General features: G+C 51.9%; 11 protein-coding genes. 3 read left to right on the top strand and 8 right to left on the bottom strand.

Annotated elements, in window-relative coordinates; all coding sequences use genetic code 11:
• Positions 1 to 10 precede the first annotated feature (10 nt).
• Both G006_RS0109115 and G006_RS0109110 read left to right on the top strand, forming a co-directional pair.
• Positions 11 to 1,057, top strand: coding sequence for an efflux RND transporter periplasmic adaptor subunit (locus G006_RS0109115; protein ID WP_081607908.1), 1,047 nt, complete (start codon positions 11 to 13; stop codon positions 1,055 to 1,057).
• Positions 1,054 to 4,146 (top strand): efflux RND transporter permease subunit, encoded by a 3,093-nt coding sequence (locus G006_RS0109110; RefSeq protein WP_152428834.1) that lies wholly within the window; start codon positions 1,054 to 1,056, stop codon positions 4,144 to 4,146. Before G006_RS0109115 ends, G006_RS0109110 begins: the two co-directional genes overlap by 4 nt.
• 363 nt (positions 4,147 to 4,509) lie before the next feature.
• Here the strand turns inward: G006_RS0109110 and G006_RS0109105 are convergent, their stop codons facing one another.
• The 5 genes from G006_RS0109105 to G006_RS0109085 all read right to left on the bottom strand — a co-directional run bounded on the left by G006_RS0109105 (position 4,510) and on the right by G006_RS0109085 (position 10,323).
• Complete coding sequence (locus G006_RS0109105; protein ID WP_020482877.1) at positions 4,510 to 5,793, bottom strand: hypothetical protein; 1,284 nt, start codon at positions 5,791 to 5,793, stop codon at positions 4,510 to 4,512.
• Between the two features lie 197 nt (positions 5,794 to 5,990).
• Positions 5,991 to 7,679 carry a group II intron reverse transcriptase/maturase gene (ltrA, locus tag G006_RS0109100; RefSeq protein ID WP_020481823.1) on the bottom strand — a complete coding sequence of 563 codons (1,689 nt, stop codon included), beginning with the start codon at positions 7,677 to 7,679 and terminating at the stop codon, positions 5,991 to 5,993.
• 597 nt (positions 7,680 to 8,276) lie between these two features.
• Positions 8,277 to 8,582 carry an ATP-binding protein gene (locus G006_RS0109095; protein WP_020482876.1) on the bottom strand — a complete coding sequence of 102 codons (306 nt, stop codon included), beginning with the start codon at positions 8,580 to 8,582 and terminating at the stop codon, positions 8,277 to 8,279.
• Positions 8,583 to 9,004: 422 nt separating this feature from the next.
• Complete coding sequence (locus G006_RS0109090; RefSeq protein ID WP_033194147.1) at positions 9,005 to 9,505, bottom strand: hypothetical protein; 501 nt, start codon at positions 9,503 to 9,505, stop codon at positions 9,005 to 9,007.
• Between the two features lie 149 nt (positions 9,506 to 9,654).
• Positions 9,655 to 10,323, bottom strand: coding sequence for a hypothetical protein (locus G006_RS0109085; RefSeq protein ID WP_235048846.1), 669 nt, complete (start codon positions 10,321 to 10,323; stop codon positions 9,655 to 9,657).
• A gap of 164 nt (positions 10,324 to 10,487) precedes the next feature.
• On the opposite strand from G006_RS0109085, the gene G006_RS27685 reads away from it, so the two are divergent.
• Positions 10,488 to 10,895: a hypothetical protein gene (locus G006_RS27685; protein WP_081607907.1), complete on the top strand. Its 408-nt coding sequence runs from the start codon at positions 10,488 to 10,490 to the stop codon at positions 10,893 to 10,895.
• Here the strand turns inward: G006_RS27685 and G006_RS0109080 are convergent.
• The 3 genes from G006_RS0109080 to G006_RS0109070 all read right to left on the bottom strand — a co-directional run bounded on the left by G006_RS0109080 (position 10,843) and on the right by G006_RS0109070 (position 14,839).
• Entirely contained in the window at positions 10,843 to 11,379 is a 537-nt protein-coding gene (locus G006_RS0109080; RefSeq protein WP_020482873.1) for a hypothetical protein, read from the bottom strand. The genes G006_RS27685 and G006_RS0109080 overlap by 53 nt on opposite strands.
• 345 nt (positions 11,380 to 11,724) lie before the next feature.
• A complete protein-coding gene (locus G006_RS0109075) occupies positions 11,725 to 13,545 on the bottom strand; it encodes a VWA domain-containing protein (protein ID WP_020482872.1) in 1,821 nt (606 codons plus the stop codon).
• 88 nt (positions 13,546 to 13,633) lie between these two features.
• Positions 13,634 to 14,839, bottom strand: a complete 1,206-nt coding sequence (locus G006_RS0109070; protein WP_020482871.1) for a DUF3150 domain-containing protein — start codon at positions 14,837 to 14,839, stop codon at positions 13,634 to 13,636.
• Between the last annotated feature and the right edge of the window lie 59 nt (positions 14,840 to 14,898).

Below are 14,898 nucleotides of genomic sequence, written 5' to 3'. Positions count from 1 at the left end.
TTGGGCCTCTATGAAACCCGCGTATCCAAACCACACGCCATCGACGTATCGGCTTTTGCTATCAGCCTTACTACTATTAGCCAGCAACCTATCGGCCGCCGAATCCACATCGCCGCCGCCTGCCAAAATCGAGCATCCCGTTAAGGAAAGTGATCTGACCAAAGTTGTCTTGACAGCGGAAGCAGTCAACCGGCTCGGCATCGTCACCACAAAGGTTGTAAAACGACCGCTAACGCGAACGCGCTTGTTCGGCGGCGAGATCACACTGCCGGCGCTGAATGGTTCGGCAAACAGTAACAGCCAATCGGTTTATACGATCCTGCCATCGCTGGCTCCGGCAGAGTTAGTACGTTTGGCCCAATCGCAAATTGATGCCGACGGTCAGGTGGAGCAGGCCAAGGTGCAAGTGCAAGCCGCGCAGATAGCCTTGAATCGCACCGAACAGATGCGCCGCGACAAGGTGGGCACCGAACGCTCGGTCGATGATGCGCGAATACAGCTAGGCTTGGCCGAGGCCAATCTAAAAACCGCGTACGAACGCCGCGATTTGCTGGGTCCAGCGCTGTTAGACGTCAACAACCGCAGCACGTTTTGGGTGCGGGTGCCGGTCTATGTCGATGATGTATCGGGATTGAACACCGCCGCCCAAGCCCGTGTTAGCGGGCTGAAAGATTCGCCTGAAAATGTCTCTCGTCCTGCCGTGCCGGTCGCGGCGCCGCCTTCCGCCAATCCGGCTGCCGCCACGGTCGATCTGTTCTATGCGGTGAAAAATTCGGATACCTCATTACGCCCCGGTCAGCGGGTCGGTGTTTCAATCCCGTTGCGTAGCGATGACGAAAATCTCGTCGTACCGTGGTCGGCGATTGTGCATGACGTAAATGGCGATAGCTGGATATATCAAGCGCTGGAAGCCAACGTCTATCAGCGCCGCCGGGTACAGATACTGCGGGTGTTTGACGATCAAGCCGCCGTAACGGGCGACATCGTGGCGGGTATCGAAGTGGTTACTACCGGCGTGGCCGAATTGTTCGGCACCGAATTTGGTGTCGGCAAATGATGCGCTGGCTGATAACCGTCGCGCTACGTCAACGCCTATTAGTGCTGGCCTTGGCTGTGGTACTGGTGATATTGGGTGTGCAAGCCACCCGGCAAATGCCGTTGGACGTGTTCCCGGAATTCGCGCCGCCGTTGGTTGAAATCCAGACTGAAGCACCCGGATTGTCCACAGAGGAAGTGGAGAGCCTGATCACCGTGCCCTTGGAAAACGCGGTAAACGGCACGGCCTGGCTAAAAACCCTACGTTCCAAGTCGGTGTTGGGTCTGTCGTCAGTGGTCTGTATTTTTCAGGAAGGCACTGATTTGATGCGGGCCAGGCAGTTGGTACAGGAACGCGTCGCCACCATCACACCACGCCTGCCGGCCGTGGCTCGCGCACCGGTGATGTTATCGCCATTATCGTCCACCAGTCGGGCGCTGAAGATTGGCGTTTCATCGAAAAAACTATCACAGATGGAATTGTCCGAATTGGCATTGTGGACCATTCGCCCAAGGTTGATGGCGGTGCCGGGTGTGGCCAACGTAGCCATTTGGGGGCAACGTGATCGGCAGTTACAGGTGCGGGTCGATCCTGATCGCCTGGCCGCCAACGGCGTGACGCTGGATGCGGTGGTGCGTGCGGCGGGCGATGCGGCCACCGTATCGGCTGGGGGTTTTGTCGATCTACCCAATCAACGCCTGCCGGTGACACATGTGTCTTCGCTGCAAACACCGGACGATATGGCCCGCACCGTGGTGCAGTTCACTGGCGGTGCGCCATTGCGCTTGGGCGATGTGGCTGAAATCGTTGAAAGTCACCCGCCGCCTATTGGCGATGCGGTGATCAACGATGGGCCGGGCTTGCTGCTGATCGTCGAAAAACAACCCTGGGGCAATACCTTGGATGTGACTCGCAAGGTCGAAGCGACCTTGGCGGCTGTGCAACCCGGTCTGCACGAGGTCGACATCGATCCGACTATCTTTCGTCCGGCAACCTTCATCGAACGCTCGTTAAATAATTTAAGTGATGCACTGATATTGGGTTGCGTGCTAGTCGCTGTAATTCTGATCGCCTTTTTGTTTGAGTGGCGAACCGCCGTGATCAGCCTGTCGGCGATTCCGCTATCGCTGCTGGCAGCAGCAGCGGTGCTTTATCTGCGCGGCGGCACGCTTAACACCATGGTACTGGCCGGCCTGGTGATTGCAGTCGGTGAAGTGGTGGATGACGCCATTATCGACGTCGAAAACATCATGCGCAGGTTGCGGTTGAACCGAGAGGCAGTGCATCCGCTATCAACTTTTCGGGTGGTCTTAAAAGCCTCGCTGGAAGTGCGTAGCGCAGTAGTTTTTGCCAGTTTAATCGTCGCACTGGTGTTCGTGCCGGTGTTTTTCCTGGACGGCTTGGCCGGCACCTTTTTTAGGCCACTGGCGTTTTCCTATTTATTGGCGATTTTGGCTTCGCTGCTGGTGGCGCTGACCGTGACGCCGGCTTTGTGCCTGATGCTGCTGCCGAATGCCAAGCCACGCCAAAGCGAAGCGCCGCTAACGCAGGTTTTAAAGCGGCATTATCGTCAACTCTTGCCGGCTATCGTCAGCCGTCCGCAATGGGCAACAGGTTTCCTGATGATGGCTTTTATATCGACAGCCATCGCATTACCGCGACTCGGTGAGTCGTTTCTGCCCAACTTCAAGGAAACCGATTTTTTGATGCACTGGGTCGAAAAGCCCGGTACCTCGCTGGAAGCCATGCGTCGCATTACGATACAGGTCAGCAAGGAACTAAGGACGATTCCCGGTGTACGCAATTTCGGTTCGCACATTGGCCGAGCTGAAGTCGCCGACGAAGTGGTAGGGCCGAACTTTACCGAGTTATGGATTAGTTTGGATACAGCGGTCGATTACGACAGTACAGTGGCGAAAATCCAGTCCGTCGTCGAAGGTTATCCGGGTCTGTACCGCGATGTGTTGACCTATCTGCGCGAACGGATCAAGGAAGTGCTGACCGGCGCCAGTGCGACCGTGGTGGTGCGCTTGTACGGACCTGACTTGGATGTACTACGAGATAAGGCAGCCGAAGTCAGTAAAACCATCACTGATGTGCCCGGCATCGCCAACCTGAAGGTGGAACCGCAAATATTGGTACCGCAGATACAGATACGGCTTAAGCCTGACGTGGCGGCCAACTTTGGTTTGACAGCCGGTCAAGTGCGCCGGGCCGCAGCCACGCTAATCAAAGGCAGTAAGGTCGGCGAAATTTACCGTGACCAAAAAGTCATCGACGTGACGGTTTGGGGTGCTGAGCGGGTCCGTCATGATCTCGCTGCACTCAGACAACTCACTATCGATACGCCATCCGGGGCACGCGTGCCGTTGGGCGATGTGGCGGACATCTACATTGCACCTACGTCGAACGAAATCAAACGAGAAAACGCCTCGCGCCGAATCGACGTTACCTGCAATGTCAGTGGCAACGATTTAGGTAGCGTGGCACGGGAAATTGAAAACCGCGTGAAAAACCTGACGTTTGCGCAAGGCTATCACCCGGAGTTTCTGGGCGAATACGCAGCACGACAAGCGTCTAGCGAACGGCTGGCGTGGTTGAGTTTGGCTTCATTGCTGGGCATCCTGGTGTTACTGCATGTTGATTTTCGCTCGTTGCGCTTAGTGCTTTTAGTGGCATTAACCTTGCCGTTTGCGTTGATCGGCGGCGTTGTGGGAGCGTTTTTAAGTGGCGGGGTACTTTCGCTCGGCTCGCTGGTCGGTTTCATCACCGTGCTGGGTATTGCTGCCCGAAACGGCATCATGCTGTTAAGCCACTATCGACATTTGGAACAGCAAGAAGGCCAGGTATTTGGGGCAGGATTGGCGATGCGTGGTGCCGAAGAACGTCTGGCACCAATTCTAATGACCGCTGCCTGTGCCGGACTGGCGCTGTTACCGCTGATCCTGAAAGGCAATGTACCCGGCCACGAAATCGAATACCCGATGGCGGTGGTGATACTTGGTGGTTTGATTACCTCGACGTTGTTGAATCTGTTTTTGATGCCTTCCCTGTATTGCAGGTATGGCAACCCTACAGTGAAAAAGTTGAAGGACGTTACTGAATATTGAGTGTCAAAAAACGGGTGACGTGCGGACCGTCACAGAAGAGAGTTTAAAGAGTCGTGAGTGACTTTTATTGGCCGGTTGGGTGAGGTCGCCAACGGCGGCTTTGTAGACCTCCCGTCGCAGAATCTGGATTTGGCTGACTGGCCGCTATGGAGAAACGCGACCGGCTCTTTTGGGTCGATAACGACAATTCGCCATTTCCAAAAGCCGTCATTCATCACTAGCGTAATCTTATCGGAATGGGGGCTGGTTTGACGTGGAATATGCACATTTTGGCGGATATGGGACTATGGCTTATTTTCATATTTGGTAAAAAAATGAGCGCAATTATCCGGTTGGATAATGCGCTCACGCATCAAGTTTTAGCTATTCATGCTGGTTTGAAGGATCTGCATTTGACCCGATTCCGGGATATGCGATCACCGATGCCGGTTTACCTTGCTGATCCAACTCCACCACGAAGGCTTTGCCGTACAGCGCAGGACAGCCGCAAAAATCCGGCAACAAGCGTTGCATGGCATTGGCAGGATCACTGGCGGTATTGGCCACCACAAAAGCAACGAAGGCATCCGAATCGCTTTCAAAGGTCGATTCCTGAAAATCATCGTATTCGCTTCTGAAGCTGGCCATTTGTTGCAACACCTGAGCCGAGCTATCGCCTTTGGGCACAATGATGTCATCGGCGTTTTCCTGGCCTTGATAGCAAGCATCAGCCGTGATTTCAACAACATCCTGTCCTAGTCGGATTTGGTAAGCATCGCAAAAACGCACGCTAACCCAGCACCAATCACCTTGGAATTGAGCCTGGTGCGTTTCATTGACCGTTTCAATTATCAGGTCTTCATCATTGAGATGCCGAACCAGACTATGAAGCCAATGCCCGCTATCCAACCTGCCTTGGTAAAGCAAATAATCCCGGCTCCAGGCGAACAAATAGCGCCCTGCGCCGTCCTGTTTGATGTCATCGTCAATCGAGACAATGCCGCGAGCCAAAATTTCTATACGGGTCATGGCTTTATCCGGTTGCTGCTCAAAGTTATCAAAAACTTCGGTATCGCAGACTGGATAAGCAATGATTTCGCGTAAAGCCTCGGGCGGTACTACAGGCACATCGTTGAGTAACTTCAGCAGTTCCCAATGCCGCAGCATTTCATAAAAACCAACAAATTCTTCATCAGACAGAGTGGTTTTCATCTGGATAAAGCGCTGTTCGATGGTTTGTGCCAGAACCGCTTTAATCCGCTTGATGACATCCGCTTCGTCTACCAGTTTGTCACGATCCGGCAAGCGGGCGTGAAAACGAGAAGAGTCCAGATGAATAATATGGCGATGCGATGTGTAGCTGTGCGAGGAATATATGGGCAAACCTTGCAGATAGACATCGAACTCATATTGCGCCCCATTGGGTTGATCCATGCCATGCAGATAAATCGCGCCAATCTCGGTGTCAACAAAGGTTAATCCACCATCCAGTGCGCAGGAACATTCAAGCAATTGATCGTTGAACAGCACTGGAATGGGGAAACCGCGCGCCAAGCGTTTCAGCGTGGTGGCAATTTGACCCATTTCCATATCCACATCCTGCAAGGTAATGCTAGTGATGCCGTTCCAGTCGTGGATTGGCGTGATCGTCACCGGTTTAAATGCCAAAATGTGGTCGGTTTCGACGTCGATTGATCCGCTTTTGCTGATGACGCTGATGCGCCGACTGGCAAACAGTGCCGATAGAAAGTCGGGTAAGGAAACAGCATTGCTGCTGCTTCCTCCCCTAAGAACCGGACATGACAGTTTCCCTTCATCCGGCTCAAGCCTCTACAAAGCTTCCTTACGGAAACCGGTGACACAGCTTACTTATCGGTGTTAGGTTTGGTTTTATACAGACAGTTGGGATGAATTAGGGTCAGATTGGATAGATTGTCCTTGCCGCCTTTGGATTTTGAGAGGATATGATGGATTCGCCATCCCGTTTCCTTCGTAATCCGCTGGCTACAAATGGAACATTTTCCCGCCTGTTCCAGCCACAATATCAGCAGCTGCCTTTTTCCTTTCGGGCTACCTTTCATCTTTAGACCAAGTCGGCCTTCAAAATAGGGTTCCCATTTCGGATCATAGGGATTGGCGTCCTTCTTGATTTTGTCGTGTCGCCGAATAGCGGTATCAGTGGCCTTAACCAGTGTCATTCGCTTCGGTTTTCCGTCTGATGCCAAGAAGGCTGCATTAAACCCCCAGCCGCGACTGCCGTTTGGACTGAAATATTTTCGCCTAATCCATACGCCACTCTTTTTCGGATGTCTGCGCACTGCCCATCGCCATAACAATTTCCAAATCTCATTGTCTACCTTGGAAAAGATAACCTTTGCGACCGCAGCTTTGTGATAATTCGCCCAACCTCTGATTTTTGGATTCAGGAGTCTTATCAGATTTATCTGCTTTGCTTGATTATTAGCCTTTACCGTTGCTCGGATTTCATCCAGAAAAGCCTTCACATTTTTCTTTGCTGGCTTGATGAGCAATTTCCCTTTGTACTTGCGTACATTCCATCCGAGAAAATCAAAGCCTTCGTCGATATGCGTGATTTTGGTTTTTTCCGCCGAGAGCAGTAGGCCGCGCTCATGCAGGAAGTTTTCAACCATGGGCTTGATTTCACTTTCCAGTAATTCTTTCGATCTACTGGTAATGATAAAATCATCCGCATACCGAACCAAGTTGACCTGATGCCTTGCTGCCATGCCATGACTAAACCGCCAAGTTCTATTCGATAAGGCGAATCTGTTCATTAACAAGGTTTCTAGCCCATCCAGAGTCATGTTGGACAACGTCGGCGAAATAATACCGCCTTGCGGGGTACCCGCTTCCGTTGGGAAGAGCTTATTTTGGTAGACGTATCCGGCCTTCAACCACTTTTGGAGTATCGATTTATCCATGGGGATATTTTCAAGCATCCATTGGTGACTGATATTGTCAAAACAGCCTTTGATGTCACCCTCTAAAATCCATTGCGGAGCATACGCACGACTCAATACCGTGAAGCATTGCTCTCTTGCATCCGCCGTGGATCGTTCAGGCCTAAATCCATAAGAATTCGGATCAGCCGTGGTTTCCGAGACGGGATCCAGGGCAAGCCGATATAGCGCTTGCATAGCCCGGTCCTTCATCGTCGGGATACCCAGCGGCCTTTTTTTCCCGTTACTCTTTGGAATATAGACCCGTCTCAGCGGAAACGGTTGGTAACCGCGTCTTCTGAGAGATGACACCGCCCGAGATTTGGCCTTCGGAGTTGACCAGATTTCCCCATCCACACCCGAAGTTTTCTTGCCTTTGTTTTCAGTCACCCGCTTGACGGCAATGGCCTTGCCGCTAAACGAGTGGGTCAGCAGCCATTGCAAGGCCTTCACCTTGCCCCAGCGACCTTCCTGTATTGCCTTCACGATACGCGATTGCAGCCTCCTGACTTGTTGATGGCACTGGCCCCAATTGATATTGTGCCAGTCAATTTCAAAGCCGGAGGCTGCACACGCTGATGTAACGACGTTCATTTGCTTTTCCTCCTTTTAGTAAGGTTCTAAAACCTCTCTCGTGACGAGAGACCAAGCGGAAGTCTGCACCGTTGCCGGTCGGGATGATGTTGCCTTGCAGCTCAATCCCTATCTACCCCATTACAGGGCAGCATTCGCTTTTTCCGCCATCCTATGCCCGCCCTCCATCAGCCTTCCTTGCGGTCGGCTTGCCATCGCTGGCGAAGAGTCGGGTTTACCGTGTTCCGCATAAGTAACAACAGTGGGTTAGGTTCTGTCTTTTCTCCGATGGCTTGATGTCCCTGTGATCTGAATCGGAAACAGATCAACCAGCCACATACCATTTTGGTTTAAAGCCTATCAGCACATTTGGCTTATGTTCGTCACGGAGTTTATCAACAGTTCACATATGTTAACCGTACCACCAAGCCTAGCCCCCTTCCGCGTTGTGCTCGCAGATACACTTCCCCCTCGCGGGATTGGTTTACCTCATATCGAGGATGGGTTTCATTGTCCCGCCAGCTTCACACCGCTCTGTTACCAGAACCGCATGTGGCGGTAGGCTACTGCCAAGGGAATGGCAGGTTTCATTGCCGCCGAAGCGGCCGAAACAGTTACTTATGCGACTTCACGTCGCACGCCGAGCCCGAACGGATGCTCATTGACTATGACGTCCGCATCCCAACCGGATTCGGCGACTGTCAGTAATGTTGCCATCGATTCAATGCCGCAGCCATCATCCAAAACTTGAAGGGTTTTGGTTTCAGGGCAAAAGTTAATCACCACCATGGCCGCATTAGCTCGGCGGGCATTTTGGATGAGCTCGCCCAGGACAGTGGTTTTGTTGGTGAAGCTGAAGCGTAGACTTTTAACCAAATTGGCTTGGTTGACTTTCATCGCGACTTCGTTAGTTTCTGTGTTCATGCGTTATCTCCGGGTATAAAAAAGCCCCGAGGACATGAAACAGACTAACCCCTTGCGGAGAATCGTTCATCTCCCCGAGGCGGGTAATTCTGGTTAGGCCAGTGGTTAAATCATGTTGTTTTAGGCTTGAGCAATTGGTTTGTCGGCTAGCCTTGCTAAAAATGCGTTAACGGTCTCTAACACCCTCAATTGGCAGTGCGCTTCTAGCAATAATGCCGGATCGCTTGCGATAAAAGGGTCAGTCGTTTCCAGACAATTGCCTTCTGCCAAATTGACCACGACATCAAGTGCCTGGATCAATTCAACTGAGCTGACTACGCCCCAAGATTGGTTCAGAATCGGATTGCATATCAAACTTCAAGAAAATGTTGCAGGCTGGATCTGGAACCTTGGCAGGATAAACAGCTTCCAGCCAAGTGGGATTAAATGAACGAAAACCGATTACCTTGAATAAAGCTCTCAAAGTGTCTGGCTTCGGTTTTGGATTTAAAACGGGCATGCACTGCACCGTCGATCCAGATTTCCCAGGGCAAGCGTTTAAGCTCACCTTTCACTAGTTCCACCTCGCCAACTCGAAAGTCGTCATGTTGGTAAAGTACCTGGCGGGGACTGTCTACACGAACGATGCAATGGTCCAGCAATGCCGGGCCGCCAACATCGCCGGGTTCGATCAATAGCGGCACTTTGATGGTGCCGGTCGACCTACCAATCCAGCCGATGACGTCATGCTCATCGAGCCAGGATTGACCGGTAGTTGTATCGCCGTAATACAATCGGATTTTGCGTCGGCTGTACCGCAACTGTTCCAGCAACTCGACCACCGATTCTGGTGTATCGGCGTGATAACAGGTGCCGGATGGCAAACGCTGATATTGGATGCAATGACCCGTGCCGAACGTGTGTTCAAAGATGTGTGAGTTCATGATGCTGTCCTCAATAAAATACGGAAACATCACGCATCCCCAGCGGGAATTGGATATTCCCGTGTGGGTGGAAAAAATGAGCGCCGAATCGAATGACCTGGCTAACTCAGACTTTTACAAATTGCGCGCTTAAACACCGCGCTCAGTTTTTAGGATTGGATTTCCAACGCTGTTTTTCCCAAGGCTTTTAATGCCAGAGGGATTAACTGATCTAAATCCACCCAATCGATACTGCCGCCATTGGCTTCGCCTTGTTGATAGGCTTCAACCAATCCCCGACAAACCCGCATGGCCGCTTGTTCCTGCTTCAATTGCCGTACCGAATAATCCGGTTCCGGCAGTTGTTCAACGGCCACGCATTCCCATATCAGGCTTTCATCGCCCGACTCAAGGTATTCATCCGACAATAACGGCATAGCAGCGGTGTCATCCCAAATGGTGGCATCGTCGAATGCCTGCTCAGCAAGCTGTTGTGCCGCTTCGGGATTGTCCGCAGTGATACCTACCGACACGCGATGCACATAGTCGATTTCGTAGGAGACTACGAAGAGCCGATTCACACCCTCTGCCTCCGCCGTGATATTGGCTGAGGCAGGTTCTTCAACTGGCAATTCGGTTTCCGCCGATTCACCCTCGATCAATGCGCTTTCATAAGGCTCGATCTCCTTGTTGCAGTCCGGGCAGCGATCGTTACAGCCGCAATCCCATATATCCTCCCATTCGGTTTTGCAGTAAGGGCAGCGGTACTGATTCTGATAACGAACGGTGCTGACGGCAGTCTGCATTGCGGTAACGCTTGGTTGTTCGATTAATGTCATGGTCATGTCCTCCAAAAAATGCAGGAACGACCACCCGGCAGGATGAGATTCCTGCAGGTAAAGAACGCTGATTAAAGCCAAAAATTGGCCCATACAGCGGGGTTGAATTCGCGAAAAAATCGGTATATGGTGGCTATAACTCATTAAAAAGCAGAGAAATAGCCATGTTTGACGATATTTTGCGCATTTTTGATTTCCTCAGTCCTAAGCAGACCAAGGAGCAGTACCCAAGTCGAAAGCCGATGGCGATTCCGTTGGATTCCAACGATCAACCCACCCCAATCTGCAAAAAATTATTTGCTGATTTGGACGCCGCCGAAGCGGAAGTCTTGAACGATATTCACGATCCAGAAATCGCTTGGACACTATTAAGTCGTATTCGCCAACTCAGGCGAGAGAGCCAACACGATCTTTCGGCATTGTTGCCATCAGACTTATTGCCGACTCAATTTGACCAACGAATCAACAGAAACCCCGTCCGTATCGTCAAAACACAAACGGGTGCTCAGTGGTCGGTTTTCAATGGCGGGCAAGCTCATCAGCCTGAATCACTAGGCCATTGCCGGACTTGAGAGCAGTCCGTAATTGACGCACAGGATGGGATGATTTTGATAAATCATCATCCATCACCGTAGAAGCTTTTTTCGAGCGTTTTGTCGGTTTACCGGCTTTCGGCTCACCTAAAGCTGCCATTGGTCTGACTTTTTCCAATTCCAGTTGCAACTTGGCGATTTGAATATCGGCTTTGATCAGTTCCATGGTTTTGGTTTTTACCTGCAACTCCACGTCCAATCGATCAACTTGCCGATTGGAGCCTGCGTTGCGACTATGAATTTCCTGGCGCACCGAATCCGACATAGCCAACCAATCCACCTCATGACGGATGCTGGACATGATCACCGGTAACCGGTTTCGCGCTAATCGTTGCGCACGATAGCGGTGAAACGTTTGAGACACATGTTTCAATGCGCTCAGCAGTTGCAACGCAGTTGCCCAAATCACCCGCAAGGCGAGGATGAACATAGCCAGTAGGATGACGCCGAAAATAAAGTTCATTGAAGTTCTCCTTTAAAAATTTAAGAAAACACTTCGAATGAACAGCACCCGGCCGGGCGATGGTCGCCCGAAGCGGGTTTAGAATTTGCAGAGAGTAATATCTCTGCGCTTTACATCGGGCTTAACGCACCCGACACGATCACGGTTTAACGTGCTCACCGCCTAAAGACGGAACGCCGACCGAAGTCGGATTCAGCATTCTGGAAAGAACGCATGAAATGTCTGTTTGTCGAATGGGCTCCATGAATTGAGTGCATTCGACAAACTGCGGTTGCAATCAGCTACCCATAGCCACAATCGCCAGGTTAATACCTAAAGATTGGGCTACGGATAACCGACTGGGATTTATGCCGCCAACAACACCGCTTTCGAGAGTTCAAACAATTGCGCTCTGAGCTCTGAAAGATCGTTAATGGTGATGGCAACCGGGAACAGATGACTAACATCCAATCCCAAACCGACACCGACCGTTTCAATACCGCTATCCCGGCAGCGCTGTAACAGTTCCAGCGTGCTCAAAGTATCATTGGGTTGACCATCGGTCATGACCATCAACACTTTGCGCGGCTCCCGGCATCGCAGCAGTGATGCCGCACCAAACCAAATCGCTTCGGTCATCGGCGTACTGCCCGCAGCGGCCAGCGAAAAAGCACCGGTGCGAGCAATCACGCGTTGGCCATGTTCCAGCAAGCGAAATACCGAGTCATCTTGATGGCCAGGAAACGCAGTCACGCCAGGATTGACGCCTGGAATACCTTCAAAGGCCATCGCCAATGCCAAAGATGCTTCCAACGCAATCGGCATTCGCGATCCGATGGGTAGGCTCTGACTATCGGTGACCTGATACCCCATGCTTTCGGATTTATCGAGTAACAGATGAATTGCCGTATTGGGTGCTGCTTTGGTCTGTTTGCGCTGAAACACCTTGGTTTCACCTAACGGCAATCGGTGTAAACGCTTGCCATCCATCCGCCGTCCACGACACGCGTGTTGCGAGTGGCTGAGGGTTTGTGACTGCACCAAGCCTTGCAACGCGGCGCGGATTTTCCCCGATTCGCTTTGCACCTTACGGAGCAAAAACGCACCGGCTCGATCATTCATCGGTGGCTCGTGGCCACTGGGCATCAGTAATTCCGAAACGTTTTCCGCCGCCAACGACAACGCCGATTTCAGCGATTCGAAGAAATCCTGCTCGATGTCACTGTCACCAGCGGACAACAAGGTTTGCAAGACGCCCATCGGATCGTCAATATCCGCGTTTTCTTTATCTTTACCGTGCGGGCTGGATGTGGAACTGCCGGATGGTGTTGCCGGTTCATCGTCAGGATTTTCCGAATTCGAATCATCGTTACCCGCCGACTCTGAAGACGGATTGTCGTCTGTGTCGTTGGGTGATCGTTCATGGGTTCCCATTTCTTCCTGGCAATCCGAACCGCTCGAATCAACCGAATCGGTTGATTCAGCATCCTGATCCGTATCATCCGGCTCAGGCGTGTTTTCCTCATTTGCCGATGGCTGTGCTTCATTACGCTGTCGTTGTTGCTCAAATTCCTGCTCAATCATGGTCAGGATGCGATCGGTCAATTGCAGGCAATCTGATTCCGTTTGCAAACCCAGAGGCACTTCAGACAACAAGCCTTTCAACCGCGTTACGGCACCTTTCGGAAACGTTGCTTTCAATGCCTCTTCGGTTTGCTCGACCAATGGCAATAACGCCGATTGACCCAGCACCCTGGCTCGTAGACTCTTCAACACAAAGCTGTACAGAATATTGGCCGGATGATCATCGATATTGCTGGCCAGAAAGTCGCCTTTGGCAATCATCTTTTCAATCACTTTGCGGATAGTCAGCCTGGTACCTGGAAAGTCTTTGGCCAGTTCGTGCTCGATACGGACATCCTCGATTGCATTGCATAAGCGCCGGCGTAATATCGAACTGCCATAGCGCAGCGAAAAATCCGAATAACGAATATGCGCCGCTTCATGTGCCAACAGCCCCCAGGCGACATCTTGGTAATCCGGATCATCACCCTCATAGGCCGGCAGCCAAATGGTTTGCCCATCGGTTTCGGCTTTATCACCGCCGACACTGACTTTGACGCCAAAGCGATTGCCGATGGCGGCCGCGACGATGGGAAATGCGTTGTGTAAGGTTATATTTTTCATGGTGTGCTCCTAAATTAAGGGCAAACCATGACCCCAGTGGGACATGAATTTGCCCCAGTGGGTGAAAAGTTAATTAAAGTCAGATCATTCAGAACCAGTAATCCTGGTCGGAATCGTCCGCCTCCTCATCGTCTCCCGCAGTCACCGTTTCCGGTTCTGCTGGATGTTCAGACGGGTTGGATTCATCGTTTTGGTTACCGATTTCCAGTTCGGCCTGGCTTTTATCCAGCAAGACCTCAAGCGCCCAGTCATCGGCCGCCAATTCCGCTTCGAGTTCGTCGTCGAAGATGCCGTCAAACAGATCGGTAAAATCGGGACTGTCTGAAACGCTTTCAGCGATGAGTGGTGTTGGTTCGGCTGCGACTGTTGTTGCTGTTGGTACCGTTGGAGGCTCTAACTCCGCGTGTTCGACGATTTCATCAACGTCCGTCTCTTCAACAACGGGTGTTTGATTTACCAACAAGCCTTCACCGTGCCGCCGGGTTTTATCCGGATCGGACAACAGCATCGCTGTCGCCAGAATCTCCTGCAAAATGCCGCCTTCAATGGCGCCTTTGTTGGGTATTCTGGCCAGAAGATCGTCAATGGTGCTGACGACCGGCGCGACTCGATGATCCAGAAAGCCTAGCCCATCGAGCTTGTCCCGCATGCGGCGAATCGGCCGTAACGCATTACGCGTGACTTGCTCCTTGCCCAGCAATGATTGCTCGATGAGTTGATTGGCTTCCACGGAAATTTCGTAGAACATCTGCTCGCTGAGTGATCCGATTTTGCTTTCCAGACGCGCGACATCCGCCGGCGGCAAGCTCTCGGGTAATCCGACACTGACCACCAGAAAATCAAACGACAACCGCGTCGAGACAAACTCCACCGAATCTACCGCTTGCTCGATGATGCCGGCAAACTCCGGATGGCGAAACACCCAGTCCGTCACTGCCGCATCGTAACCGGCAATAAACTCGGTTTTTGCCGCGGCAAAATCCACCGCAATACGCTCAAGTTCATTAGTAATACTGGCGGCCGATTCAATCGGTACGGCAAAGCCCCCCAGAAAGCGGGTGCCAACGCGCAAACAAATGCGTTCGGCTTCCTTCTTCAGGCGGTTGAATACGGTCAGCTTATCGGGATCGAGCAAACGTTTAGACCCTAAGCTGGCTAAGTCCTCCGGCGGCAATTTGCTACCATCGGCCAGCACCAGGTCTTCTTTTTTCAGTTTCTTGCGGGCGCCGTAGATATTGGCGTCCACTTTTACCAAGACCACGCGGTCTAAGATCACTTGCGTTTCATGCGACATGGGAACCTCCTAAAAGGAGAGGCACACCTATCCCCGCTGGGGCCGATGTGCCCCTTAGG

The sequence above is a fragment of the Methylomonas sp. MK1 genome (assembly GCF_000365425.1).
In the GTDB taxonomy this organism is placed as follows: Bacteria; Pseudomonadota; Gammaproteobacteria; order Methylococcales; family Methylomonadaceae; genus Methylomonas.
The sequence above is the reverse complement of the archived record's forward strand: the minus strand, read 5'-3'. Positions and strand labels throughout refer to the sequence as shown.